Annotated in this window: 21 protein-coding genes; 13 read left to right on the top strand and 8 right to left on the bottom strand. The window is 56.0% G+C overall.

Going from position 1 to position 24251, the window contains the following annotated elements; all coding sequences use genetic code 11:
* Nucleotides 1-22 precede the first annotated feature (22 nt).
* Together rnpA and rpmH are read right to left on the bottom strand one after the other, a co-directional pair.
* Complete coding sequence (rnpA, locus tag SVU69_04920; protein ID MDY6942338.1) at nt 23-451, bottom strand: ribonuclease P protein component; 429 nt, start codon at nt 449-451, stop codon at nt 23-25.
* Nucleotides 420-554 carry a 50S ribosomal protein L34 gene (rpmH, locus tag SVU69_04915; protein MDY6942337.1) on the bottom strand — a complete coding sequence of 45 codons (135 nt, stop codon included), beginning with the start codon at nt 552-554 and terminating at the stop codon, nt 420-422. The genes rnpA and rpmH overlap by 32 nt, the downstream gene beginning before the upstream one ends.
* Before the next feature lie 212 nt (nt 555-766).
* Between rpmH and dnaA the strand changes: the two genes are divergently transcribed.
* From dnaA to gyrB, 4 genes are all read left to right on the top strand, one after another.
* Nucleotides 767-2125 (top strand): chromosomal replication initiator protein DnaA, encoded by a 1359-nt coding sequence (gene dnaA, locus SVU69_04910; GenBank protein ID MDY6942336.1) that lies wholly within the window; start codon nt 767-769, stop codon nt 2123-2125.
* Nucleotides 2126-2382: 257 nt separating this feature from the next.
* A complete protein-coding gene (gene dnaN, locus SVU69_04905) occupies nt 2383-3483 on the top strand; it encodes a DNA polymerase III subunit beta (protein MDY6942335.1) in 1101 nt (366 codons plus the stop codon).
* Nucleotides 3484-3489: 6 nt separating this feature from the next.
* Nucleotides 3490-4572: a DNA replication/repair protein RecF gene (recF, locus tag SVU69_04900; protein MDY6942334.1), complete on the top strand. Its 1083-nt coding sequence runs from the start codon at nt 3490-3492 to the stop codon at nt 4570-4572.
* Between the two features lie 30 nt (nt 4573-4602).
* Nucleotides 4603-7002 carry a DNA topoisomerase (ATP-hydrolyzing) subunit B gene (gene gyrB / locus SVU69_04895; protein ID MDY6942333.1) on the top strand — a complete coding sequence of 800 codons (2400 nt, stop codon included), beginning with the start codon at nt 4603-4605 and terminating at the stop codon, nt 7000-7002.
* Nucleotides 7003-7058: 56 nt separating this feature from the next.
* On the opposite strand, the gene SVU69_04890 is transcribed toward gyrB, so the two are convergent.
* Genes SVU69_04890 through glyQ form a run of 4 tightly spaced genes read right to left on the bottom strand, consistent with a single transcriptional unit; the run spans nt 7059 to nt 11349 of the window.
* Entirely contained in the window at nt 7059-7802 is a 744-nt protein-coding gene (locus SVU69_04890) for a lysophospholipid acyltransferase family protein (GenBank protein MDY6942332.1), read from the bottom strand.
* Nucleotides 7789-8367 (bottom strand): D-glycero-beta-D-manno-heptose 1,7-bisphosphate 7-phosphatase, encoded by a 579-nt coding sequence (gene gmhB, locus SVU69_04885; protein ID MDY6942331.1) that lies wholly within the window; start codon nt 8365-8367, stop codon nt 7789-7791. The genes SVU69_04890 and gmhB overlap by 14 nt, the downstream gene beginning before the upstream one ends.
* Complete coding sequence (gene glyS / locus SVU69_04880; protein ID MDY6942330.1) at nt 8364-10439, bottom strand: glycine--tRNA ligase subunit beta; 2076 nt, start codon at nt 10437-10439, stop codon at nt 8364-8366. Before glyS ends, gmhB begins: the two co-directional genes overlap by 4 nt.
* Entirely contained in the window at nt 10432-11349 is a 918-nt protein-coding gene (gene glyQ / locus SVU69_04875; protein MDY6942329.1) for a glycine--tRNA ligase subunit alpha, read from the bottom strand. Before glyQ ends, glyS begins: the two co-directional genes overlap by 8 nt.
* 547 nt (nt 11350-11896) lie before the next feature.
* Here glyQ and glnA point away from each other — a divergent pair.
* From glnA to ntrC, 4 genes are all read left to right on the top strand, one after another.
* Nucleotides 11897-13306 (top strand): glutamate--ammonia ligase, encoded by a 1410-nt coding sequence (gene glnA / locus SVU69_04870; protein ID MDY6942328.1) that lies wholly within the window; start codon nt 11897-11899, stop codon nt 13304-13306.
* A gap of 88 nt (nt 13307-13394) precedes the next feature.
* On the top strand, nt 13395-13937 hold the full coding sequence (locus SVU69_04865; protein MDY6942327.1) for a DUF4124 domain-containing protein: 543 nt from the start codon (nt 13395-13397) through the stop codon (nt 13935-13937).
* A 264-nt stretch (nt 13938-14201) separates the two neighbouring features.
* Nucleotides 14202-15338: a nitrogen regulation protein NR(II) gene (gene glnL, locus SVU69_04860; protein MDY6942326.1), complete on the top strand. Its 1137-nt coding sequence runs from the start codon at nt 14202-14204 to the stop codon at nt 15336-15338.
* Entirely contained in the window at nt 15325-16746 is a 1422-nt protein-coding gene (ntrC, locus tag SVU69_04855) for a nitrogen regulation protein NR(I) (protein ID MDY6942325.1), read from the top strand. Before glnL ends, ntrC begins: the two co-directional genes overlap by 14 nt.
* A gap of 70 nt (nt 16747-16816) precedes the next feature.
* On the opposite strand, the gene SVU69_04850 is transcribed toward ntrC, so the two are convergent.
* Nucleotides 16817-18151: an NAD(P)/FAD-dependent oxidoreductase gene (locus SVU69_04850; protein MDY6942324.1), complete on the bottom strand. Its 1335-nt coding sequence runs from the start codon at nt 18149-18151 to the stop codon at nt 16817-16819.
* A gap of 205 nt (nt 18152-18356) precedes the next feature.
* Between SVU69_04850 and SVU69_04845 the strand changes: the two genes are divergently transcribed.
* Together SVU69_04845 and SVU69_04840 are read left to right on the top strand one after the other, a co-directional pair.
* Complete coding sequence (locus SVU69_04845; GenBank protein MDY6942323.1) at nt 18357-19145, top strand: NRDE family protein; 789 nt, start codon at nt 18357-18359, stop codon at nt 19143-19145.
* Complete coding sequence (locus tag SVU69_04840; GenBank protein MDY6942322.1) at nt 19146-21035, top strand: prolyl oligopeptidase family serine peptidase; 1890 nt, start codon at nt 19146-19148, stop codon at nt 21033-21035. It begins immediately after the preceding gene.
* An 11-nt stretch (nt 21036-21046) separates the two neighbouring features.
* On the opposite strand, the gene SVU69_04835 is transcribed toward SVU69_04840, so the two are convergent.
* The gene (locus SVU69_04835) at nt 21047-21955 is read right to left on the bottom strand and encodes a hypothetical protein (GenBank protein MDY6942321.1); all 909 of its coding nucleotides are present in this window, start codon (nt 21953-21955) and stop codon (nt 21047-21049) included.
* Nucleotides 21956-22340: 385 nt separating this feature from the next.
* Between SVU69_04835 and SVU69_04830 the strand changes: the two genes are divergently transcribed.
* Genes SVU69_04830 through ureA form a run of 3 tightly spaced genes read left to right on the top strand, consistent with a single transcriptional unit; the run spans nt 22341 to nt 24177 of the window.
* A complete protein-coding gene (locus tag SVU69_04830; protein ID MDY6942320.1) occupies nt 22341-23012 on the top strand; it encodes an urease accessory protein UreH in 672 nt (223 codons plus the stop codon).
* The gene (locus tag SVU69_04825) at nt 22931-23860 is read left to right on the top strand and encodes an urease accessory protein UreD (protein ID MDY6942319.1); all 930 of its coding nucleotides are present in this window, start codon (nt 22931-22933) and stop codon (nt 23858-23860) included. The genes SVU69_04830 and SVU69_04825 overlap by 82 nt, the downstream gene beginning before the upstream one ends.
* 14 nt (nt 23861-23874) lie before the next feature.
* The gene (gene ureA / locus SVU69_04820) at nt 23875-24177 is read left to right on the top strand and encodes an urease subunit gamma (GenBank protein MDY6942318.1); all 303 of its coding nucleotides are present in this window, start codon (nt 23875-23877) and stop codon (nt 24175-24177) included.
* The last annotated feature ends 74 nt before the right edge of the window (nt 24178-24251 follow it).

Raw genomic sequence — 24251 nt, 5'->3', positions numbered from 1 at the left:
CCGTCAAGGACTGCATCGCGACTCATTGAACGGCATTCCGCCGTCGGGTCCGTTCGATGATGCGCCGCCAATGTCTTTCCAGGCTTGCGAACAATTGACTACGGGTGGCAGAAGCCACATCGGGTTTCGCCAATACGACGATGTCCAGTCCGTTCAATTCATATTGCCGATGCCGGAAGCTCTCCCGCACCGCCCGTTTGATGCGATTTCGCGCCACCACGCCACCAGCGTTCCGATTTGACACGACCATGCCCAGCCGAGGTCGCCCCAGGCCGTTGGGCCGAGCCAAGACGGTCAGATAGGTGTCTTTTGAACCCGTCGCTTCGGCAAACACCCGATCGAATTCCGCTCGGCGGGTCAAACGCGCGTCGCGGGGAAAGCCCCGGTTGACCGTCACCACGCTGCTGACTGTCTGAGATTTACGCTGAAAGGCGATGGCGTCCTTTCGCACGTCTGGATTTCAACACCAAACGACCACCCCGGGTTGATGTCCGTTGACGGAATCCATGGGTTCGTTTGCGCCGCAGGTTGCTGGGCTGAAAAGTTCGTTTCATGGCCTTATCCGCAAGTAAATTGTTCGGCAAAACAAATACTTGAGATTTGATCGCCGGGTATTTTTAGGCGCGAGATCCTAAAGGCTCTGACCCTCCGCTGTCAACCTCTGAAGTCTGTTTCGAAGCGGTGGTATAGGTTCTCGAAGGGGTATAGACTGGGCCATTCGCCAATCAGGTCGATCATGACCTGGGCCGGAAAGAGCATTTTTTCGATGTCAGCTGAAGGAGTTCGGTTCAACGTGGGACTGTGGCAGGAGTGCGTAAGATACCTGGAAACACGGCTACCAGAACAGGAACTCAACACCTGGATTAGACCGCTACAAGCCGTAGAGAAAAACGATTGCCTCCGTCTGTTGGCTCCAAATCCCATCGTCCAAGACCGCGTTCATCGGAATTTTTTCGGTTTAATTCAAGAAGCGGTTTCTGAATTGTCTCACGAACACCAGCCCGCCGTCACCGTGGAGGTCGGCACGCTCGGTGGCGAACGCGACACGGCGAACAACGGCGCAGTCGGCCCCAAACGGAACCGAAGCACCGGCCGCCGCGGAGTGGGTAGCAATCTCAACAACACATTTACCTTCGACAGCTTCGTCGAAGGTAAATCCAATCACATGGCCATCGCGGCAGCCCGCCAGGTGGCCGACAACCCCGGCGAATCGTATAACCCACTGTTTATTTATGGTGGTGTTGGGTTAGGCAAAACCCACCTCATGCATGCCGTGGGTCACCAAATGCTGGCCCGACGACCCGAGCGTAAGATTATTTATCTTCACTCGGAACGCTTCGTCGACGACATGGTCAATGCCTTGCGTCACCGCCGAATCGATGAGTTCAAAAAGCTTTATCGGTCCGTCGATGCCCTTTTCATTGATGACATTCAGTTTTTCGCATTCAAAGAGCAATCCCAGGAAGAGTTCTTTCACACTTTCAACTCGCTGGTCGAGGCCCAAAAACAAATCATACTGACATGCGATCGCTACCCGCGAGAGGTCGAAGGCCTAGAGGAACGCTTGAAATCGCGCTTCGGGTGGGGTTTGACGGTGGCGATCGAACCGCCGGAGTTGGAAACGCGAGTTGCGATCCTGATGAAGAAAGCCGAGCAGTCCGCCATCGAATTGCCCAGCGACGTGGCCTTTTTCATTGCCAAACGCATTCGTTCCAATGTTCGGGAGCTCGAAGGCGCGTTGCGCAGGGTGATGGCCAGTTCCCGTTTTACCGGCCAGCCGATCACCCTGGATCTCAGCCGCGAGGCATTGAAAGATCTGCTCATATTGCAGCAGAAGAAAATCACGCCGGAGAACATTCAAAAAACCGTCGCAGACTATTATAAACTTCGCGTTGCCGATTTATTATCCACGCGGAGGACGCGAACGATCGCGCGCCCCCGACAAATCGCGATGGCACTGGCCAAGGAATTAACTAACCATAGCTTGCCGGACATCGGTCGTTCGTTCGGTGGACGTGATCACACAACCGTGCTCCATGCGTGTCGGAAAATTCAGGAGCTTCGTGAATCCGATCCCAGTATAGAGGAAGATTATCAGTTGTTGCTTCGAATTCTGTCGGGTTGAGGGTAAACCCGGTAAAACCTGTGGATAATCTGGGTATTTCTCTGCGGATACCCAAGGGGGCAAATGTTACCCCCAAATTATCCCCAGGTTTTTTCAGTCATTTGCACAAAGTTCAAGGTAGCTGAAAATCCGTTTAAGTGATTTATTTTATTTGTTTTTTATGGTTTTGCTCACAGCAACGGTTGAGACCAATTACAACAACTAGGATATTTAATATATTTTGCTGTAGTTAAGAAGTCCGGCAAGCAGGGATCGTGATGAAGCTCGAAATCGTACGCGAAAATTTGTTGTCTCCCCTTCAAGCCGTGGTTGGTGTTGTCGAAAGACGCCAAACCATGCCCATACTCGCAAACGTGTTGCTGCGCGTTAGAGATAACAAGCTGTGGCTGGCGGCAACGGATCTGGAAGTGGAGATGGTCGCTCACGCGGATTTGGATGAAGGGCTTGCTGGCGCCACAACGGTCGCCGGACGCAAACTCATGGATATCTGTCGTTCCCTTCCGGAGTCCAGCGAGATCGCTATCGCCGCCGAGGGAGATCGGTTGGTTCTAAAATCGGGAGGCAGCCGATTTTCCTTAGCAACCTTACCCGCGGATGACTTCCCGTTGGTGGATTCGGTCGATGGCGATCTGAGTTTCCAAATTTCGCAAGCTCATTTGAAGCACTTAATCGAGCAAACCCAGTTCGCGATGGCCCATCAGGATGTTCGCTACTACTTGAATGGGCTACTTTTTGAGTTTCGTCCCAACAAGCTCAGAGCGGTAGGCACCGATGGTCATCGGCTTTCTTTGTGTGATATCGACATGGCGCTGCCAGATGTGGGCGTTCGCCAAGTCATCGTTCCCCGAAAAGGGATATTGGAATTGCAGCGTTTGTTGACCGACGATGAGGACCAAGCGGACATTGAAGTCAGCCATAATCACATTCGGGTTAACTTGGGTTCGCGGCAGTTCACTTCGAAGTTGGTCGATGGTCGTTTCCCGGATTATGAGAAAGTTATCCCCCCGAAGGGAGCTCGTCGACTGGTCGTCGATCGCGGTCAGTTTCGCCAAGCGCTTACCCGTGCCGCGATTTTGTCGAACGAAAAGTTCCGAGGTGTTCGCTTGAATCTGAGTCCGGATAGTGTGGTAGTGCTCGCCCACAATTCCGAACATGAAAATGCGGAAGAACAGTTGCAGGCGAAATTTCAGGGCGAAGGCTTGGAGATCGGGTTTAACGTCGGTTACTTATTGGATCCCTTGTCCGTCGTACCAGCCGATGAGATTGAAGTCGAGTTTACCGATGGGAACGGCAGTTGTGTGATTCATGGCCTGAGCGACGAGCGCAGCCGGCATGTTGTGATGCCCATGCGTCTCTAATTGCCTATGCCCCTTGTTTCTTTGGGGAGCCGAACGTTCCGGTGTTTCCAACACTTGGATGTTGAGCTCAGTGAACAATGGAATTGTGTGTTCGGTCAAAATGGCTCTGGGAAGACCAGCTTTTTAGAAGCCATTGCCGTTCTGGGGCACGGACGATCCTTCCGCACCAATCTCCGTAAGCCACTTGTGAAAGCGGGTGCGAGTGGCTTTCAAGTGTTCGGGCAAGTCACCTGTGGTCCTGGGCGGGCCTGGCCGATGGGTCTGAGTTGGACGACCAGTCAGGGCGTTGAAGCACGCATCGGCGGTCAGCCCGCAAGGTCTATCGGGGAGTTGGCTCACCGTTTGCCGGTGCAAGTTCTGCATAGCCGAAGTCACGAACTGGTTTCGGGCGGACCGGCAGAGCGTCGACGGTATTTGGACTGGAGTGTGTTCCACGTGGAACACACCTCCCATGCCGCTTGGCGTCGGTTTCGTGGCGCATTAGATCAGAGAAATGCCTGTTTGAGGCGCGGCGGTCGTCCGTCCGAGATTCGGGTTTGGGATCACTCACTGGTCGAAGCTGGGGAGTTGATTGATCGGTGGCGTCGGCAACAGTTGGCAGAATTGCAGCCGAAGATTGAGTCGCTTGTTGCGCATTTGGCGAACATAGGGTCTTTGACTCTGCGGTATCGGTCCGGCTGGCCGGATGGGCAGAGTCTTGGGGAGGCAATTTCGAACGGCATTGCCGTCGATGTCCGCTACGGACAGACGCGTTCCGGCCCCCATCGGGCCGATCTGGATATTCTGGTGGACGGGCGCCCGGCGGCGGAACGTCTATCCCGTGGGCAACAGAAATTGTTGTCAGCCGCACTGGTGTTTGCGCAGGTGGCGACTGCTCGGGAGGTAAATCAATGCACACCCTTACTTCTAGTCGACGATTTATCGTCGGAATTGGATGAAGAGGGGGTGATTCGGTTGACCGCGGCCATGGGTCAGCTGGGGGCGCAGATTGTGGTATCCAGCCTTCGTCGAGATTTGCACCCGCCGGCAGAAATAGACACTACAAGGTGGTTCCACGTGGAACACGGCCATGTGAAGGCAATGATATAATTACTTTTTTATTATTAAGGCGACTAGGGAATGAGTGCGAATTCCTACGACTCGAGCAATATTAAGGTTCTCAAGGGGCTCGATGCTGTTCGAAAGCGTCCGGGTATGTACATTGGGGACACGGATGACGGTACCGGATTACATCACATGGTGTTCGAGGTCGTCGACAACGCCGTTGACGAAGCCTTGGCCGGCTATTGTAGCGAGATCCAAGTGGTGATCCATGGCGATCAATCGGTTACGGTCAGTGACAATGGGCGGGGTATCCCGGTCGACATGCATCCGGAAGAGGGTCGACCGGCTGCGGAAGTGATTATGACCGTCCTTCATGCAGGCGGGAAATTCGACGCGAACTCCTACAAAGTCTCCGGTGGATTACACGGTGTTGGCGTTTCAGTGGTGAATGCCTTGTCCGAAACCCTGGAGTTAACCATTTATCGTGCGGGGAAAATCCATCGGCAGCGATACGAACACGGCGAACCGGTGACCAAACTGGAAATCGTCGGAGATACGGATCGTACCGGGACGACGGTTCGGTTTAAACCCAGCGCGGAAACTTTCACGAATATTGAGTTCCATTTCGATATTCTGGCCCGCCGCCTTCGTGAACTGTCTTTTTTGAACTCAGGTGTACGCATCCAGTTGACGGATGAGCGCGCTGACCGCGACGCATTGTTCGAGTATAAGGGTGGTATCCGAGCGTTTGTCGAGCATCTGAATAAAAAGAAAACCCCAATTCAGCCCGGCATTTTTCATTTCATCGTCGACCGTGATGACACATCGGTCGAACTGGCGTTGCAGTGGAATGATTCCTATCAAGAGAATGTCTTTTGTTTCACCAACAACATTCCCCAGCGCGACGGCGGCACCCACTTAGCAGGTTTTCGCGCGGCTTTGACGCGGACGATGAACCAGTACATCGAAACGTCCGGGTTGGTCAAAAAGGACAAGGTCAACCCGGTTGGTGATGATTCGCGAGAGGGCTTGACGGCCGTGTTGTCGGTTAAGGTTCCGGACCCGAAGTTTTCGTCTCAGACCAAAGACAAGCTGGTTTCTTCGGAGGTTAAGGGCATTGTCGAGAACGCGGTCGCCGAGAAGCTCTCAGAGTTTTTGATGGAAAACCCGCAGGACGCCAAAGCCATCGCGGCGAAAATCGTGGAAGCCGCGCGAGCCCGAGAAGCGGCGCGTAAAGCGCGCGAGATGACCCGCCGAAAAGGTGCTCTGGATGTGGCGGGTTTGCCGGGCAAGTTAGCGGACTGCCAAGAAAAAGACCCGGCGAAGTCGGAGATCTTTATTGTTGAGGGTGATTCTGCGGGCGGCTCGGCCAAACAAGCGAGGGATAGACGGGCTCAGGCCGTCTTGCCGTTGAAAGGAAAAATCCTGAACGTGGAAAAGGCCCGATTCGACAAAATGCTCTCTTCGCAGGAAGTGGCCACCCTGATCACGGCACTGGGCTGTGGGGTGGGAAGAGAAGATTTTGATCCGGACAAGCTTCGTTATCATCGCATTATTATCATGACCGATGCCGATGTGGATGGCTCCCACATCCGTACCTTGATGTTGACGTTCCTATACCGTCAGATGTTCGAGTTGGTAGAGCGGGGCCACGTGTATATTGCCCAACCGCCCTTATATAAGGTCAAGAAAGGAAAACAAGAGCGTTATCTGAAAGACGACACCGCACTGGCCGACTACCTGTTGGAAACGGCGGTGGATGGTGCCCGTCTTTTCGTCGCTTCAGATGCCCCCCCTATTACGGGTGAGCCATTAGAACGCTTGGTTCGGACGTACCAACAGACCATGCAGACGATTGGTCGCTTGAAACGTCACTATGACCCCTTGGTTCTGGAAGCACTGATCTACCATACGGCGGTCACAGAAGAGTTGATGGGGGACGGGGCGCAGCTCCGTGACTGGGCGCTGAGCTTGGTCATCGAACTCAATGCGCTCTGTGATTCTCAAGTACGGTATGAATTGCAGCGCGCAAGCGCTGACGGCGTGGCTTTAAACCGGATTCGCCACGGTATCCCCCAAACAATTAACCTGCCTCGGGAACTGTTCGTTTCCGCAGAGTATCGTGGTCTGATCGAACTCGGACGGGAACTGGCCGACTTGCTCCAGGATTCTGCACGTATTGAGCGGGGAGACAAGCAGCAGGCGATTACCAACTTCAAGACTGCTGTGGATTGGTTGATGGACGAAGGCTGGCGGGGTCAACATATTCAACGCTATAAGGGTCTCGGCGAGATGAATCCGGATCAGCTGTGGGAGACCACGATGAATCCAGAGACTCGACGGCTGCTGCGGGTCAATATCGAAGATGTCATCGCAGCCGATGATATCTTTACCACGTTGATGGGAGATCAGGTCGAACCGCGCCGTGAGTTTATTGAAAAAAATGCATTGTTAGTTGGTAACTTGGATGTCTAAATACTCGGAAACGAGTTGTTATCGGCAGCTGAAAGATTGTTGGCTCAATAAAGTCACTATCGAAACTCGCTGATTTCATCCATCGACCCTTCGATCCAGTCCTGAGCTCTTTGATTGATCTCTGCTGGACTCAAAGCTGTCGTATCAATGGGCTCCCCGATTCGTACTTCGCAGCGACCGGCGCGTACCCAAGGCGAGTCGTTCAACCAGTATTCACCGGTATTGTGAGCAATCGGAACCACCGGTACGCGCGCGCGTTTTGCCAACAACGCGCCGCCTTTGAAGTATGGCTTGGATTTGCCTGGCTCAACCCGTGTCCCCTCGGGAAAGATAATAACCCAAGTGCCTTGGATGAGATGATCGGCGCCTTGGCGCAGCACGTCTTTGAGTGCACTGGCAGCCGATGCACGGTCGATATGAATGGGTCTTAAGCGCTTGAGACACCAACCAAAAACCGGGATCCCGAGCAATTCTCTTTTGATCACCCAAGTCTGCCGGGGCATGAACAGCTGAAACGTGAGTGTCTCAAGGGCCGATTGGTGTTTGCTCAGAACCACCACGGGGCCTTGCGGCAGATGTTCTTGTCCATGGACGGAAAAGCTGAGTCCCAGCAGGCGACGCACCAGACAATAGTGAAACCGTAACCAGACTAACGCCAAACGATACGTTGCGTGATATCCGAACAACGACCCGATCAGAAAAATCGGTGCCCAAGCAAGCACGCTGAGTACGACGCAAACTTTGAATAGAATGCACCTTCCCTTTTGTACCCAGCTAATGTGAAGGTTATTCGCGGGCACGAACGTCTCCCCCATCAGGCGAATTCTCAGCCATGGCATTGGCAAAGGCGGCTAGGTTATCAAAGACCGGTATCGCCTCGGAGTATGAATAAAGGGCTTCGTTATCCGAACCCCGGCCGGTCCGTACTAAAATGGGTTGCGCCCCCGCCGCCCGGGCGGCGTCGATATCGCGGGAAGCATCACCGACGAATGGTACGCCGTCGAGCGAAACGTGATAATAACGCGCGATCTGTTCCAGCATGCCGGGTTGAGGCTTGCGACACCGGCAATGGGCATCCGGATGATGCGGGCAGTAAAACATCGCATCTATCGCTCCGCCAAGCTGCGCAAGCCGGCGCTGCATCTCGCAGAAAATCTCGTAAAGTGCGTGCTTGCTCATCAGGCCGCGCCCGATGGCGGATTGGTTCGTTGCCAAGACGACGCGGTAACCCGCATTCTTGAGCTGAACGACCGCCTCCAGGCTACCTGGCAGCGGATGCCACTCGTCGACGTTTTTAATGTATTGATCTGACTCGGCATTGATCACACCATCGCGGTCAAGAATGATAAGCCGATTTGTACTCATGCCGAGTTCTGTAGACACGACAGATCCGCCACCCCCAAAAACATCTCGCGCATTTGCGCCAATAGACTCAGCCGATTGGCGCGCACGGCGGGATCGTCCGCCATCACCATCACCTCGTCGAAAAAACGATCCACCGGTTCCCGCAGATGGGCGAGATGGAACATGGCCCGGCTATAATCTCGCTGAAAAAGTGCGGATTCAACTTCCGGCGCGATATTTGACATCGCGCTGAAAACCGCTTTCTCGGCGTCTTCCTCGAACCGGTCCGGATCTGTCGGCGTGTTGTTTGGTTCCGCCTGTTTGAGGATGTTATGGATTCGTTTGTTCGCTGCGGCCAAAGCCTCCCAGGACGAAGACTGTCGGAAGTTCAGCAGCGCTCGGAGACGACGATCAAAATCCAGCGGCGATCCGGGACGTCGGGCCATCACCGCCGAAATGACATCGTGCGGGATGTCTTGTTCAAGGTAATGAACCCTGAGGCGCTCGAAAATGAAATCGAACACGGCATTGCGTGTTTCCGGGTCCGTCGATACCGGTTGGGCGTCAGCGGCCGCCTTTATCAAAGGCACGAAATCCACGTCCTGTTCCGCTTCGATGGCGATCCGCAGAAGGCCGATGGCAGCTCGCCGTAAACCGAAAGGGTCCCTTTCCCCGGTGGGACGTTGACCAAGCGCGAATATTCCACACAGTAGATCGAGCCGATCCGCTAAGGCGAGGGCCTGAGATTCCGGGTCGGCAGGCAGCGCATCTCCGGCGAATCGGGGTAGATAGTGCTCCCTAATCGGCGTAGCCACCTTCGAGGAGTAACCCTGTGCCCTCGCGTAATAGCTGCCCATAACCCCTTGCAGTTCGGGAAACTCGTTCACCATTCCCGATAAAAGATCCGCCTTGGCCAGCTGGCTGGCTTGCCGAACGGCCTCAATATCTGCACCGAGCGCCTCTCCGATTCGGGCGGCGAGCCTCTCGAGGCGCTCCACGCGATCGGCCATGGAACCCAACCGGTCTTGGAAAACGACGCCGCCAAGAGCGCTCGCCCGATCCTTCAGCGGGGTCTTCAAGTCTTCCCGGTAGAAGAACTCCGCGTCGGCCAATCTCGGGCGCACCACACGCTCATTACCGGCCTTCACTTGAACCGGGTCGCGGCTGACCAGATTACTTACCGTGACGAAATACGGCATCAAGCCACCGTTTTTCGGATCTCGAATGGCAAAATACTTTTGATGACCTTGTATGGTGGAAATGATGACTTCCGGCGGCAGCGCCAAGTACCGATGTTCGATTGCGCCTACGATTGCCACCGGCCATTCGATGAGCCCAGCCACCTCTTCTAGGAGTGCGGCGTCGAGAACAGCTTCCCCGCCGAGCTCTTGGGCGAGTTTTTCAATCTGAGCTCGGATGGTTTGAATCCGTTCATCCGTATCGACCATCACGGACGCTTGTCGGAGCTGCGCGGTATAGTCGCCCGCCTGATCCAGACTCACCGACCCGGGGTGGAGAAAACGATGACCCCGGGTAACACGATCCGCCGCGTGTCCCAGAACTTCGCCGCCTACTACATCACGGCCCAGTAACATCACGACCCAGTGAACTGGCCGAACAAAGCTGACATCGCCATCACCCCATCGCATCAACTTCGGGACGGGTAACTTGGCCACGGCTAGGCGAACGGCTTCGGGCAACAAATCCACTGCGGTTTGACCGGGTTGGTGCAAACGCGCCAGCAACCACTCTCCCTTGTCGGTGACTAACCGATCCAACTCGGCCACCGTGGTGGCGCATGATCGGGCAAAACCCTCTGCGGCTTTGGTGGGATTCCCTTCCGAGTCGAACGCGCTGGCGATCGCTGGACCACGTCGGTCTTCCGTGCGATCGGGTTGCTCAGTTTCCAAACCTGAGACCAGAACGGCCAAACGTCTCGGACTGGCCAGGGCCCGGATAGAATCGAAATTCAATTGGAGTTGTTCTAACTCGTTACCCAAATGATCGCGCAGCGCTTCACTCAGCTTACGCAGCGCCTTGGGCGGCAATTCTTCCGTACCGATTTCGAGTAAAAATTCCGATTGCTCAGCCATGCGAAGACTCCCGCCCTTTCAACATGGGAAAACCGAGCGATTCGCGCGTTTGATAGTAGCGTTCGGCAACCGCGCGAGCCATGCCTCGAACGCGCAAGATGTACCGTTGCCGCTCAGCGACGGAGATGGCTTTGCGTGCATCAAGAAGATTGAAGGTATGTGAGGCGTTGATGACTTGTTCGTACGCCGGTAACGCTAAGCCCGCTTCGAGCAAGGCTTGGCATTGCGACTCACACTCGTCGAAATGACGGAACAGAGGTTTGGTCGCGGCCACCTCGAAGTTGTAGCGGGACATCTCGACCTCATTTTGATGAAACACGTCGCCATAACTCACCGGGCCCTTTGGTGTGCGGGCCCAAACCAAATCGTAGACGGAGGCGACGCCCTGTAGATACATCGCGATTCGCTCCAGGCCGTAAGTGATTTCACCACTCACCGGGCGACAATCCAGACCGCCTACTTGTTGGAAGTAGGTAAACTGCGTCACTTCCATCCCGTTCAGCCAGACTTCCCAGCCCAGTCCCCAGGCTCCGAGGGTCGGTGACTCCCAATTGTCTTCGACGAAGCGAATATCGTGGACCAACGGGTCAATTCCCAGTGCTTTGAGCGAATCGATATAAAGCTCTTGAATGTGGTCCGGCGAGGGCTTCAAAAGCACCTGAAACTGGTAATAGTGTTGAAGGCGATTGGGGTTTTCACCGTAACGTCCGTCCGTTGGCCGACGTGATGGTTGAACATACGCCACGTGCCAGGGTTCAGGACCGATGGCTCGGAGAAACGTTGCGGGATGAAAGGTTCCTGCCCCGACTTCCATATCCAGCGGTTGTAGCAGGACGCAGCCTTGCTTGGCCCAGAATGTCTGGAGAGCCAGGATCAAATCCTGGAACGTCTCGGGGGTTGATGCGCTCATGCGTAGACCTTAAGTCACGACGAAAACGGGACCGTTCTCGGTTCTATCTTAGGGAATTCAGCGGGCCAGTATAGCTTGGGGCGCGCTCTGCATGCACCCGTCCATGCCCATGGGTCCAGCGCCCTTGACCCCCCGCGAAATGCGGCACAAAACATGACACGATCTGTGTTACGCGGTAAGAAATATCAGCGTGAGGCGGGATTTCGGGATGGCCGGGCCTGTCCTGAAGCAGAAAACGACCGTTACCCACGATACGACAGTGATGGTGAACGAGCATCCAGCCTCAATCCGTATTAGGATGTGCGTGCGAGATGAGTGAAACCAGAACCATTCACCGTTTCGTCCATCGTTGATCTATTTTGGTGCAATCCGTTTTTTTTCGCTCCATAATGGTGCGATGGCTGATGTGCGGCGCTGGGTAACTGCCGGCATTCCCAAGCAAATGCTCTTGCAGTCGCGTGGCATAGTTTGTGCAAAAGGCAGAAAATCGCCTGACCCGAAGAGCAACGGGTGGGAGATTCATTGTTTCGCATCGTGGAGGAAAATAATGTCCGCTAACGACGTCATGAAGATGCTCAAGGACAAGGATGTTAAGTTCGTGGATTTCCGCTTCACGGACACCCGTGGTAAAGAGCAGCACGTCACTGTGCCGGCCCACACGGTTGAGGAAGATGTCTTTGAAGCCGGGAAAATGTTCGATGGTTCATCCATTGCAGGTTGGAAGGGGATTCAGGAATCCGACATGATTCTCATGCCGGATGCCGAGTCCGCGGTGCTCGATCCGTTTTTTGAAGAAACGACCATACATTTGCGTTGTGACGTGGTCGAACCGAGCACGATGCAAGGATATGATCGGTGCCCGCGGTCGATCGCCAAGCGCGCTGAGGCTTATCTCGGTTCCACTGGTGTTGCGGATACCGCGTATTTCGGTCCCGAGAACGAATTTTTCGTATTCGATGATGTGCGCTGGGGCAGCGATATCAGCGGTTCTTTTTACAAGGTCGACTCCGAAGAATCATCCTGGAACACCGAGCGGGTCTATCAAGACGGTAACTTGGGACACCGGCCTGGTGTAAAAGGCGGTTATTTCCCCGTCCCGCCGGTCGACTCGCTGCACGACATTCGCGGTGCCATGTGCTTAGCCCTGGAAGAGATGGGCCTGATCACCGAAGTACACCACCATGAGGTGGCAACCGCCGGACAATGTGAAATCGGCGTGAAGTTCGGCACCTTGGTGCGCAAAGCGGACGAAGTTCAAATTCTGAAGTACGCTATCATGAACGTCGCCCTCGGCTACGGTAAAACGGCTACTTTTATGCCCAAGCCGCTGGTCGGTGACAATGGCAACGGCATGCATGTCCACCAGTCCTTGAGCAAAGACGGTACCAACGTCTTTTCGGGCGACCAGTACGGCGGTTTGTCGGAATCCGCGCTCTACTACATTGGCGGTTTGATCAAACACGCCCATGCCATCAACGCCTTCAGCAATCCCAGCACCAACAGCTATAAGCGCTTGGTGCCGGGTTTCGAAGCACCCGTCATGTTGGCTTATTCCGCCCGTAACCGCAGTGCGTCGGTTCGAATCCCTTGGGTATCCAGCCCCAAAGCGCGTCGTATCGAAGTGCGCTTCCCGGACAGCACCGCCAATCCGTATCTCGCCTTCTCGGCAATGATGATGGCCGGCTTGGACGGAATTCGAAACAAGATTCATCCGGGCGACGCCATGGATAAAGATCTTTACGATCTACCGCCAGAGGAAGAAAAAGCGATTCCTCAGGTGGCCAATGCGCTTGACCAGGCACTGGCGGGCTTGGATAGTGATCGTGAGTTCCTTACCGCCGGCGGTGTGTTCAGCAACGACATGATCGATGCTTACATCGCTCTCAAGATGGACGAGGTCACGCGCCTGCGGATGACCACCCATCCGGTCGAGTTCGACATGTACTACAGTCTCTAATAGAGATCGTCGAGATCGGACAGATAGAGGCCCCTCAAACAAGGGGCCTCTATTTGCCTCACGCGACCAAACGCAGTATCTTCCCCACATGCGGTTCAGCGTTTTCAGCTTTTTCCTCTGCTTTGTTATCTCGGCTTCTGGCTTTGCCGCGACGATTTACTATTGGGTCGACGAAGATGGCAACCGCCACTATTCCGATGAGCCCCGTCCTGGCGCCCAGCGGATGGAATTGGACGATCCACATACGATTCCTGCACTACCTCCCCAGAGTGATTCCAAAGAGTCTGCTGCGTCAAAGACATCCGCTGACGCTGAATACCAGAGCTTCTCCGTCCTTTCGCCGGCGGTCGATGAGGTTGTTCTGACCAATCTTGGAAACGTTGAGATCAAACTGAATATCCAGCCGTCATTGATGCCTGAGCATCGCATTCAGGTCATCCTGGATGGCGAGGAAAAAGGCAGCTATCTCACCAATCAATTTTCCATCGAAGACGTGAATCCGGGAACCCACCAGCTCACCGTCCAAGTGCGCGAGGAGACCAACGAAGTCGTCGTGTCCTCGTCCACTACCTTCCATTTACGCCGCTTGGGCGGTGCCCAACCAATTCCCTCACCACTACGCGCCCCGTAAAGAGCGCACTATAATGGTGCGTCGATTCTGGTGAGATTGACGGGACCGTTCTTATGTCCTTGGGTGGCGCTAGTAATTACGAAAATACTCGTATTATCAGATCGTTATCAGTTCCTTAAGCGCATCTCGAATCGTTTGGTTTTGCTATTGCGCTGATCTGCGCCGGTTCCGAATTGACCTCATCGTCTATCGCCCGTATCCGCCATGCCCGGCGCTACATGTCGGTTTTCGTTCTGTTGGTTCAGTTTTTGCATTAAGGCGACCATGACCAATCGATCATCTGACAAGACAAAAAGGTCTCCGGACGTATCGAGTTGTCTGCAATCCGAATTGCTGGACTACTTGAGCACGGCAGTGGTTTATCTGGATCAGAAGCTAATTGTTCGTTATCTCAACAGCGCCGGTGAAATGCTGCTGGGTTTCAGTTCACGTCGTTTGGTCGGGCATTCCATTGATGACACCCCGCTGGGTATTACTGCCCTGCGATCCAAGCTGGCCGAAGCCTTGGCAACCAATAGCCCGTTCACTGAGCGACAGATGCGCCTGAATCCGGCGAATGATTCAAGCCAAGGCATATTGGTCGACTGTGTGGTTACGCCGTTGGTCGGTGATCGTGGGGAACCTGGCTTGTTGCTGGAGTTGCCGGCGCAAGATCGGCATCAACGGATCACACGGGATGAACAGTTGTTGGCACAGCAACACGCGTCTCGGGCGGTGGTCCGAGGGCTGGCGCATGAGATCAAAAATCCCCTGGGCGGGTTGCGGGGCGCGGCCCAGCTGTTAGAGCATGAATTCGATAGTGCGGCTTTACGTGAATACACCCGCGTGATTATGGATGAGGCTGACCGCCTGCAGAATCTGGTAGATGTCTTACTGGGTCCAAATACGCTCCCCAGGATGCGAGAAATCAACGTTCATCAGGTTGTCGAACGGGTACGTACCTTGGTCGAAGCGGAAGGCCATCCCGGCATTACACTGATACCCGATTATGACCCCAGTTTGCCTACGATCATCGCCGACCCTGATCAGCTTATTCAAGCATTACTAAACATCGTGCGCAATGCCACGCAAGCTTTGGATGCCCAAGTAGCAGAAGGTCGTCACGCTGAAATTCTGCTGAGAACCCGGGCCGAGCGGCAGTTGACGATTGGCCACCAACGCCATCGAATAGTCGTTCGAGTCGATGTCATCGACAACGGTCCGGGTATCCCGGCAGACGTGGTCGAGCATGTGTTCTATCCGATGGTGACCAGCCGTGCTGACGGGACCGGCCTGGGACTGTCCATTGCGCAAGATTTAGTGAGCCGTCACGGTGGCCTGATTGAATGCGAGAGCCGCACTGGCCGTACCCGATTCTCAATCTATTTACCCTTGGAGCCGCCTAGTCATGAGTGCAAGTGATGTAAGTGTTTGGATCGTCGACGACGACCGTTCCATGCGCTGGGTGCTGGAAAAGGCGCTCCGCAATGATGGCATGGCCACACAAAGCTTCGAGGGCGCCGAAGAGGCGTTGTACCGCTTGAAGACCGAACGACCGGATGTGATTGTCACCGATGTGCGCATGCCCGGAATGGACGGATTAGAGTTCATGCGCCAAATCCATGAGGTCGAGGCGGATCTTCCGGTGATCGTCATGACCGCTCATTCCGACTTGGACAGCGCGGTGGCGTCGTATCAAGGCGGGGCTTTCGAATACTTACCGAAACCGTTTGACGTTTACGAGGCCGTCGGTCTCGTTCGCCGTGCCTTCAAGCACCGCATGGAACAGAGCCGGGCCATGGGGGTGAATCACGGCGACGCATCTGAAATCCCCACGATTATCGGCGAAGCCCCGGCCATGCAGGAGGTGTTCCGCGCTATCGGGCGTTTGAGTCGGTCCCACATTACGGTACTCATCAACGGCGAATCCGGCACCGGCAAAGAGTTGGTCGCTAAAGCGTTGCACCGACACAGTCCGCGTGCGGACAAGCCCTACATCGCGATCAATACGGCAGCCATACCCAGGGATTTGCTGGAATCGGAGTTGTTCGGCCACGAACGCGGTTCTTTCACTGGCGCCCAGACTCAGCGTCGGGGTCGGTTCGAGCAAGCCGACGGCGGGACGCTGTTTCTGGACGAGATCGGCGATATGCCGGCCGACTTGCAAACACGGCTATTGCGGGTGCTGGCCGATGGCCAGTTTTACCGGGTTGGGGGCCACATGCCGATCAAAGTCGACGTGCGCATCATCGCCGCCACCCACCAGAATCTTGAAGCCTTGGTTCGCTCGGGAGATTTCCGTGAGGATCTGTTTCATCGTCTCAATGTGATTCGGATACAAATACCGCCCCTGCGTGAACGCCGGGAAGATATTCCTTTGCTGCTGAAGTTCTTTCTAAACCGTGCGGCGAGAGAACTGAATATGGAGCCGAAGGTATTACGCCCGAACGTGGAGGCCTACTTGTGTCGGTTGGAGTGGCCCGGCAACGTTCGCCAGTTGGAGAATGCCTGTCGATGGTTGACGGTGATGGCGTCAGGGCGCGAGATCCATATGCAGGACTTGCCGCCGGAGTTGAGAAACCCCGACGTGATGGAGGCCGAGGGGCCGATTCAAGGTTGGGAAGAAGCACTTCGGCAGTGGGCGGAGCAGCAACTGGCCAGTGGCGAAGCCAATCTGCTGGGTCACGCCACGCCCAACTTCGAGCGGATCATGATTCAAACTGCGCTGAATTACACTGGCGGGCGCCGCCAAGAAGCCGCTCGTTTGCTGGGCTGGGGTCGTAATACCTTGACTAGGAAAATCAAGGAGCTGAATCTAGCCGCGGTTTAGTGGCCGGCGCATTACGGCCATTGATCCCATCTCAACTGCGACAACCGAGCGAACGCGTCGGTGCGACAGGTCAGGAAGATGGCGGCGGTCGATGGGCCCGTCCCGCCTGTTCGGTTCTGGCTTCCGGTACGCTAGTAATGAGGCGGGCGCCACTTTTCCGGGTGACATAGCTCCACGCCCAGCGGGTCATCACCAGCAAGCGGTTACCGAATTCGATCAGTCCCATGATGTGCACGGCCACCCACAGGTACCAAGCCAGTGTTCCGCTGAGTCGGAGGAAGCGCAAATCGGCTATGGCCGCATGGCGTCCGATTACGGCCATGCTGCCTTTATCTCGATAGCGAAATGGCGGCGTGGTCTTACCCCGCCGTCTTGCGCTTAGAAGACGCGCGACATAGCGGCCTTGTTGCATCGCAACGGGTGCTACGCCTGGCAAAGGCTTATCACCTTGATGCTCGAAATGGGCCAGGTCGCCGATGATAAAAATATCCGGGTGATCTGGCAGTGATAAATCCGCGTTGACATACACTTTGCCTGCCCGATCCAGTTGACACCGCAACTTTTTAGACAGCGCCTGTCCGAACTGGGACGCTTTGACCCCTGCGGCCCAAAGAACGGTTTTCGCCGGCAGCGTTTCTTCGTTCCCGCTTTGATCCTTTAACACCACGCGGTCGTGATCGATTTGGGTGACCAGCGTTTGAGTGCGCACTTCCACGCCCAGCCTTTCAAGATACCGTTGAGCGGAGTTGGCCAGTTTTTCCGGATAGGACGGCAAAACCTGGTTTGCGCCCTCGGCCAGAATAATCCGTGCCTCGGGAGTGCTGATATTCTGGAACTCGCGCTTCAAAGTGTGCTGGGCCAACTCGCCGATGGCGCCCGCCAATTCCACACCGGTCGGGCCCGCGCCGACGATGACGAAATTCAGCAAGGCCCTCTGTTTGATTGAATCCTTTTCCAGCTCGGCCGCCTCAAACGCGGTGAAGATGCGCTGGCGCATCTCCAGGGCATGCTCAACGGTTTTCAGGCCCGGAGCGCACTCCCGCCACTGGTCGTTACCGAAGTAACTGTGTTTAACTCCCGAGGCGGCGATGAGAATGTCGTAGCGGATTTCGCCGTCGCGGTAGAGGACTTTCTTCTTTTCCGGGTCGATATCGGTGATCGCCGCTTGGACCACGCGGACATTAGGACGGCCTCTGAGAACGTGTCGAATCGGTGTGGCGATGTCGCTGGGCGCCAGGCCGCCTGTGGCTACCTGATACAGTAGCGGTTGGAACAGATGATAGTTACGCTTATCGACGATCGTGACGAAAAAATGGGGATCACGCGATAACAACTGGGCTGCGTGAAGACCGGCAAAGCCTGCCCCGACGATCACAATATGTTGAGTTTGCTCTGACTGAACCATTCCAATTCGCACGAAGTTTGGGTGAAGTGGTGTGAGTTTGAGGTCAAGCCTCATATTCGAGACCCTTAGTCGGGCCGTAGTGGGGACCGCGTAGTTTACCGGATGACCTGAGCCAGTCAATCTCCGATGCTAAAACGCGAATGTTAAACTGAAAACACAACGACCGTGGCCCGGCTAGTTCTAAGAGCGGGCTTGTTATCATTTTATGTGCGTACTGTTTATTGCTTGGAAACGGCATCCGCGCTATCGCGTGATCCTGGCGGCAAATCGAGATGAATTCCATGATCGGCCCGCTTCGCCTGCTGGGGTGTGGCCCGATATGCCCAACGTAGCGGGTGGGCGGGACCTGCTAGGCGGCGGGAGTTGGCTTGCGGTGCGTTCGGACGGTTGCTTTGCCGCCGTGACCAATGTTCGCGAGCCAGCCTCCCGGCGCGCGGATGCACGCTCGCGCGGGGAGCTGGTTCAAAACTTTGCCTCGACACCACTGCCTCCGGTCCATTATGCGCGGTCTGTGTCGAGCTGCGGTGATCAGTATAATGGCTTCAACCTCCTGCTTGGCGATGCCGATTCGCTGGTGTACGCCTGTAACCGGCATCAGCCGTTCTTAAATGAACTCTCGCCCGGAATCTACGGGCTGAGCAATGGCCGCCTGGATTCGCTCTGGCCCAAAGTGATCAAGGGCAAACAACGTTTTGAAGGCATCGTTCAGGAGGACGCGGTCGATCCGAACGCGCTGCTGGATCTGCTCTATGATCGGGATAAAGCGACCGATTCGGAGCTGCCCGATACGGGGATCGGTCTCGAGTGGGAACGCTTGTTATCGCCCATCTTCATTCAGAGTCCGCTTTACGGGACCCGCGCTTCGACCGTGCTCCTGGTCGATCATGACGACAACGTGACCCTTATCGAGCGTTCCTTCAAGCCGGACGCCACTGCTGAGGAAACGCGCCGCATCGAGTTCTCCAACGGGGCGTTGCGACAGGAGTCGGGTTGAATGGATCATACTGACGCGTCATTGCCGGTGATGCCATATGGCCGCTGGATCTCCCCCCTGTCCGCAGCCGCCGTGGCGGCACAGCGTGCCTTTCCTTTTCGGCCAATCCAAAGCGGTGGAACGTTGTATTGGGCCCAACCGGTCCCACAGGAAGGCGGCCGGGTCGCGATTTACTGCGCCGATCCGGGGCGGGATCCCCGACTTTTGTTGCCCGAACCGTTCAGTGTCCGAAGTCGGGTGCATGAGTATGGCGGTGGTGCGTTTGCGATTGCTGATGGCCATCTTTGGTTCGTCAACGATGCGGACCAAGCGATTTATTGCTTGGAAGAAGGTGTGGCGCCCGAACCGTACCTGGTCGATCCACGGCGCCGATTCGCTGATTTGATTTGGGATGTCCCGCACCAGCGTCTGATCGCCGTCGCGGAGCATGAGCAGGTGGGGGGCGAACCGCGCGCGGAAATCGTCGCTATCCGCCGGAACCGGTGTGAAGTTCTCCAAGCCGGACGAGATTTTTATGCCAGCCCGCGGGTGAGTTCGGACGGCCGGAGACTGGCGTGGTTGTCGTGGGATCATCCCAATATGCCCTGGAATGGTAGCGAATTGTGGCTTTCGGATGTGACCTCGACCGGCGAGTTGGTGCAAGAACGTCGGATCGCGGGATCGGCCGCGGAGTCCCTGTGCCAACCCGAATTTTCTCCAGATGGCGGCTTGTACTACATCTCGGACCGGAGTGGTTGGTGGAATCTTCATCACTGGGACGGCACCTGCTCCCGCAACCTCTGTCCGATGTCGGCCGATTTCGGTTTTCCGCAATGGCAGTTCGACATGCGCAGCTATGCGATCTTGCCGGACGGCCATCTGTTGTGCGTCTTTATTCGGGATGGCCGTCGATGGTTGGGCCAGTTGAATCCGGGTACCGGGGCTTTTAAGATTTTGGATCTTCCATGGACCGAATATGAAGACATTCGCGCGGGTGAGATCGGCGTGAATTTCGTCGCCGCATCGCCTCATGAGCCGCCGGTTCTCGTCGACGTACCGGTGGGGGGCATTGAGACGATGCGGCGCCGACAGATGGGCGAGGCCCCTTTAAAACCGACGCTTGTATCCACGCCGGAACCCATCTCGTTTCCGACCGAAGGAGGCGCGTCGGCCCATGGTTTGTTTTACCCGCCGCGCAACGACGAGTACCGCGCGCCGGAGAATACCCTGCCGCCGTTGCTGGTGAAGTGCCATGGCGGCCCCACCAGTCGGGCGACCACGGCTTTCGACCCCCGCATTCAGTTTTGGACCAGCCGTGGATTTGCTGTTTTGGATGTCAACTATCGGGGGAGTACAGGATACGGCCGCGCTTATCGAGATGCCCTGGAGGGTCAGTGGGGAGTAGCTGACGTGGCCGACTGTGTGGAAGGCGCCCGTTTCCTGGCCGAGAATGGTCGGGTCGACAGACGTCGTATGGTAATCAGCGGCAGCAGCGCCGGTGGTTATACTGTGTTGTGTGCTTTGTGCTTTTACGACATCTTCGCAGCCGGGACCAGCTACTACGGAATCAGCGATCTGGAGTCGCTCACGCGTGATACACACAAGTTTGAATCCCGCTATTTGGACCGTCTGGTCGGTCCCTGGCCTGAGGCCTCTGATCTTTATCGTGCGCGTTCGCCGTTGTTTCAGCTCGATGGTTTCAATCGCCCGGTGTTGTTTTTTCAGGGACTGAAGGACAAAGTGGTTCCGCCGGATCAAGCGGAAGGCTTGGTGGCCGCGCTAGGCCGAAGAAATCTGGATGTTACCTATCGGTCCTTTGCTCATGAAGGTCACGGCTTCCGTCGGGCAGAAACCACCATCGCTTGCCTGAAGGACGAACTGGCGTTCTACCAGCGGGTGTTGGAACTCTAAGATCACCGGGTTCAGAATCCGGTTCGGGGTTCCAACCGACTCAACCACACGCGGCCGAGCGAAAGCGGTGTTGATCTGGCGACGCGGTAAACGTCTTCAAACGGCCGTCGATAGGCGTTGTAGACAGAAAAACCGTGGGCGCTTAAGAAGACCTGTAAGGGTATCGGCAGCACATCCAATTGCGCCTCGATGGGCGAACGCGCGTCGGAGAAATAGGCCATCATCGCATGGGCGCCGGGGTGGGCACCGGGGCTTGCCACGCCGGCCGTATTGGGAACCGGATCCCGGACATTGACGTAGTGAACATACTGGGGACCGTCAGGATAGTCGCGGGCGATCGAGCCGTGACTCTCGAACCGGACAAGCTCAAGCCACCGACGCGCTGATGACCGATCACGGGTACGTGCCTTCGCCAACGCTTCCACGTTCTGAAGTGCATCGGCGACCACCAGCGTGCCCGCGCTGCCACTTCGGATTTGAATGATTTCGCGTTTTTCCAGGTGTTGGACAATCAACTTGGTTAGGGTATCCACCGCCCGGCTGCGAGACTGGTTCGGGTTAACGTTGACCAAAGCATCGGCTCTGCCGGTGGACGAAAAATAGATTCCGACGACGGCTAATTGGTGTGTCGTTGCCAACTCCCGTAATTTCGCCGCTTCCCGTGCGGCCGTCGCCGATGCGCCGTTGACATAGTAGATCCGCCGCCGCTCGCTCCGAAGGGAAGGGTGGCTGAATGCGGGAACCGATTGGGCGTCGGTGTGGGCGGGATCGTAGAAGCATTCGTCGCCGCCTAAAAAGTAGCCGTCAAACAGCGTTTCGTCACCGTCAGGGGCAATGCCTCGCGAATAGTCGCAGCTGGCTGTCGATGGTGCTGGAGCGGTCAGGATCAGCAATACAAGTGGGATCGTAGGCCATCGCATTTTATTAAACTTGTCCTTGTTATTTTTTCAGAATAATCCGTCTGATACCGCTGATTTCCCCGGCCTGTGCGGTCTTTTGTTGCGCCGGTGTCGTTCCGTGCCACCTCGCCGAGGGGCCCTGCGTTTGCACCGTCGCGGGGCGCCGGAAGCATCGGCTGGACATTTACCTTGTTGTTTTAACGAAACTATTGTTCCCCAATTTCATTGGCGAGCGATTCTGTTAAGTTGCACCAAATCGCTCCGATGATCAATAACTATTGCCAGGATTGGGCGGATCGTTATTCTTTAATAATCGGGTTTATCCTCAATTCTGTTGTCCACGGTCGGTGGATGGTCAGTAGCTCGGGCCACTATCGGACGGCAGCTTTCCTGCGGTGGGTGATTCATGGATGCAGCCAGCATCTCGGCGGCCCTGGGCCTTGGCTTCGCCTTAGGGCTTCTACATGCCTTGGACCCTGATCACGTTTTGGCCGTTGCCAATTTAGGAAATGATCGCGGAAACCGGCGTTCCTCGTTGGCGTTTTGCGGTCGATGGGCGCTGGGCCATGGTGCGGTGTTGCTTCTCATTGGTGCTGGCGTGTTATTTGCTGGCCAAGCCATGCCGGTGATGCTCAGTGAGATCGCGGAAAGCCTGGTCGCCTACGTGCTCATTGCACTGGGGATATGGGTTTTTTGGACCTTGGGTTTTGGTGTGCCGCCCTTGCAACTGCACCGCCATGGGCGGCACGGACGGCATCTTCACGTGTCCGGTTTGCCCACGCACCGTTCGGGACAGCTCGCCGTGATGGTGGGCTCGCTGCACGGTCTGGCGGGATCGGCGTCGCTGCTGGCCTTGCTCCCGTTGACTCAACTGACCTCCCCCTGGCTGGGCATGCTGTACCTGGTGCTGTTCGCCCTAGGGGTTTTGTTGGCGATGTTGGCGCTCGGCCGCGCACTCGATGGCCTGTTTCGGTTAGGTCGTCGGGGAAAGGGCGTATGGGTGAATCGCTTGCGAGCGGCATCGGCGAGTCTGGCCATCGGTTTCGGGTTCTATCTGTTGCAGGGGTATTGGTTTTGAGCGCAACCGAAGCGCGAGTTTCTGCGGCTCCGGGATGGCAGGCTGGAATTCGGTTGGGTTTTGCACGCGCGGGTGAGCGCACGGTCTTGTCTGAGCGCCGACATCAAGGGCCGTTGATGGTCCAGCGTCCGTTTTATCCTGAGGGTCCCGGGGTGTGTCATGTGTGTTTGCTTCACCCGCCGGGCGGCTTGGTGGGAGGTGATCAGCTCACCACGCAGGTGACAGTCGGGGCCCGGGCCCACGCACTGATCACCACACCCGCCGCCGGGAAGTGCTATCGATCGGGGGGTGAGTCGGTCGTCCAGGCGCAATCGTTTCATATCGAATCGGGGGCTTCGCTGGAATGGTTACCCCAAGAGACCATCGTTTACGGCGCCGCGAAATGGGTCGCGCCCACCGAAGTGGTGTTGGCCGACGACGGTCGATTTGCGGGCTGGGAAATTCTGTGCTTGGGAAGACCTGCCGCCGGTGACGATTTCGCGACCGGGCATTGCAGCTTATCGATGAAGCTGCTTCGGAACGGCAAGCCCTTGTTTCTGGAGCGGGCCGCTTACGATGGCGGTTACCCCATTATGAGAGAGCCATGGGGATTGGCTGGGCATTCGGTAGTGGCCTCGTTTGTTCTCACAGGCAATTATCCTGGTCTTGATCAACAGTTGACCGATGCCCTCCCGGAACCGGATGGTTCAGCCTTGTGGGCCGTGACTCAATTGCCCGAAGTATTGGTGGTCCGCTACCGTGGCAATAGTGCCGCTCAGGCGCGGGAGTTGTTGAAGATGGCGTGGTCCGTTCTTCGTCCGGTCGCTGTCGGGCGGGCGGCGTGTGCGCCACGGATTTGGAATAGCTGAAATAGGGTTAAGGCATGGAATTGTCGCCGAGAGAAAAGGACAAGCTCTTGTTGTTCACCGCCGCGCTGCTGGCCGAACGGCGTTTAGCGCGTGGTGTGAAACTGAATTACCCGGAAGCGGTCGCCTACATTTCCGCAGCGATTATGGAAGGCGCGCGGGACGGTAAGTCGGTAGCAGAAATGATGGCACATGGACGCACGCTTCTCACCCGCGACGAGGTCATGGAAGGCGTAGCCGAGATGATCCATGAGGTCCAGGTCGAAGCCACGTTCCCCGACGGAACCAAACTGGTCACGGTTCACAATCCTATTCTCTAGAGTGAATTTCCCAAGACTTCGGTGGCGGATGCCAAACCACGAACAACACATGTTTTACCAACGTTCCGCGAGGA

Source organism: Pseudomonadota bacterium, from assembly GCA_034189865.1.
In the GTDB taxonomy this organism is placed as follows: Bacteria; Pseudomonadota; Gammaproteobacteria; order UBA5335; family UBA5335; genus JAXHTV01.
The sequence above is the reverse complement of the archived record's forward strand: the minus strand, read 5'-3'. Positions and strand labels throughout refer to the sequence as shown.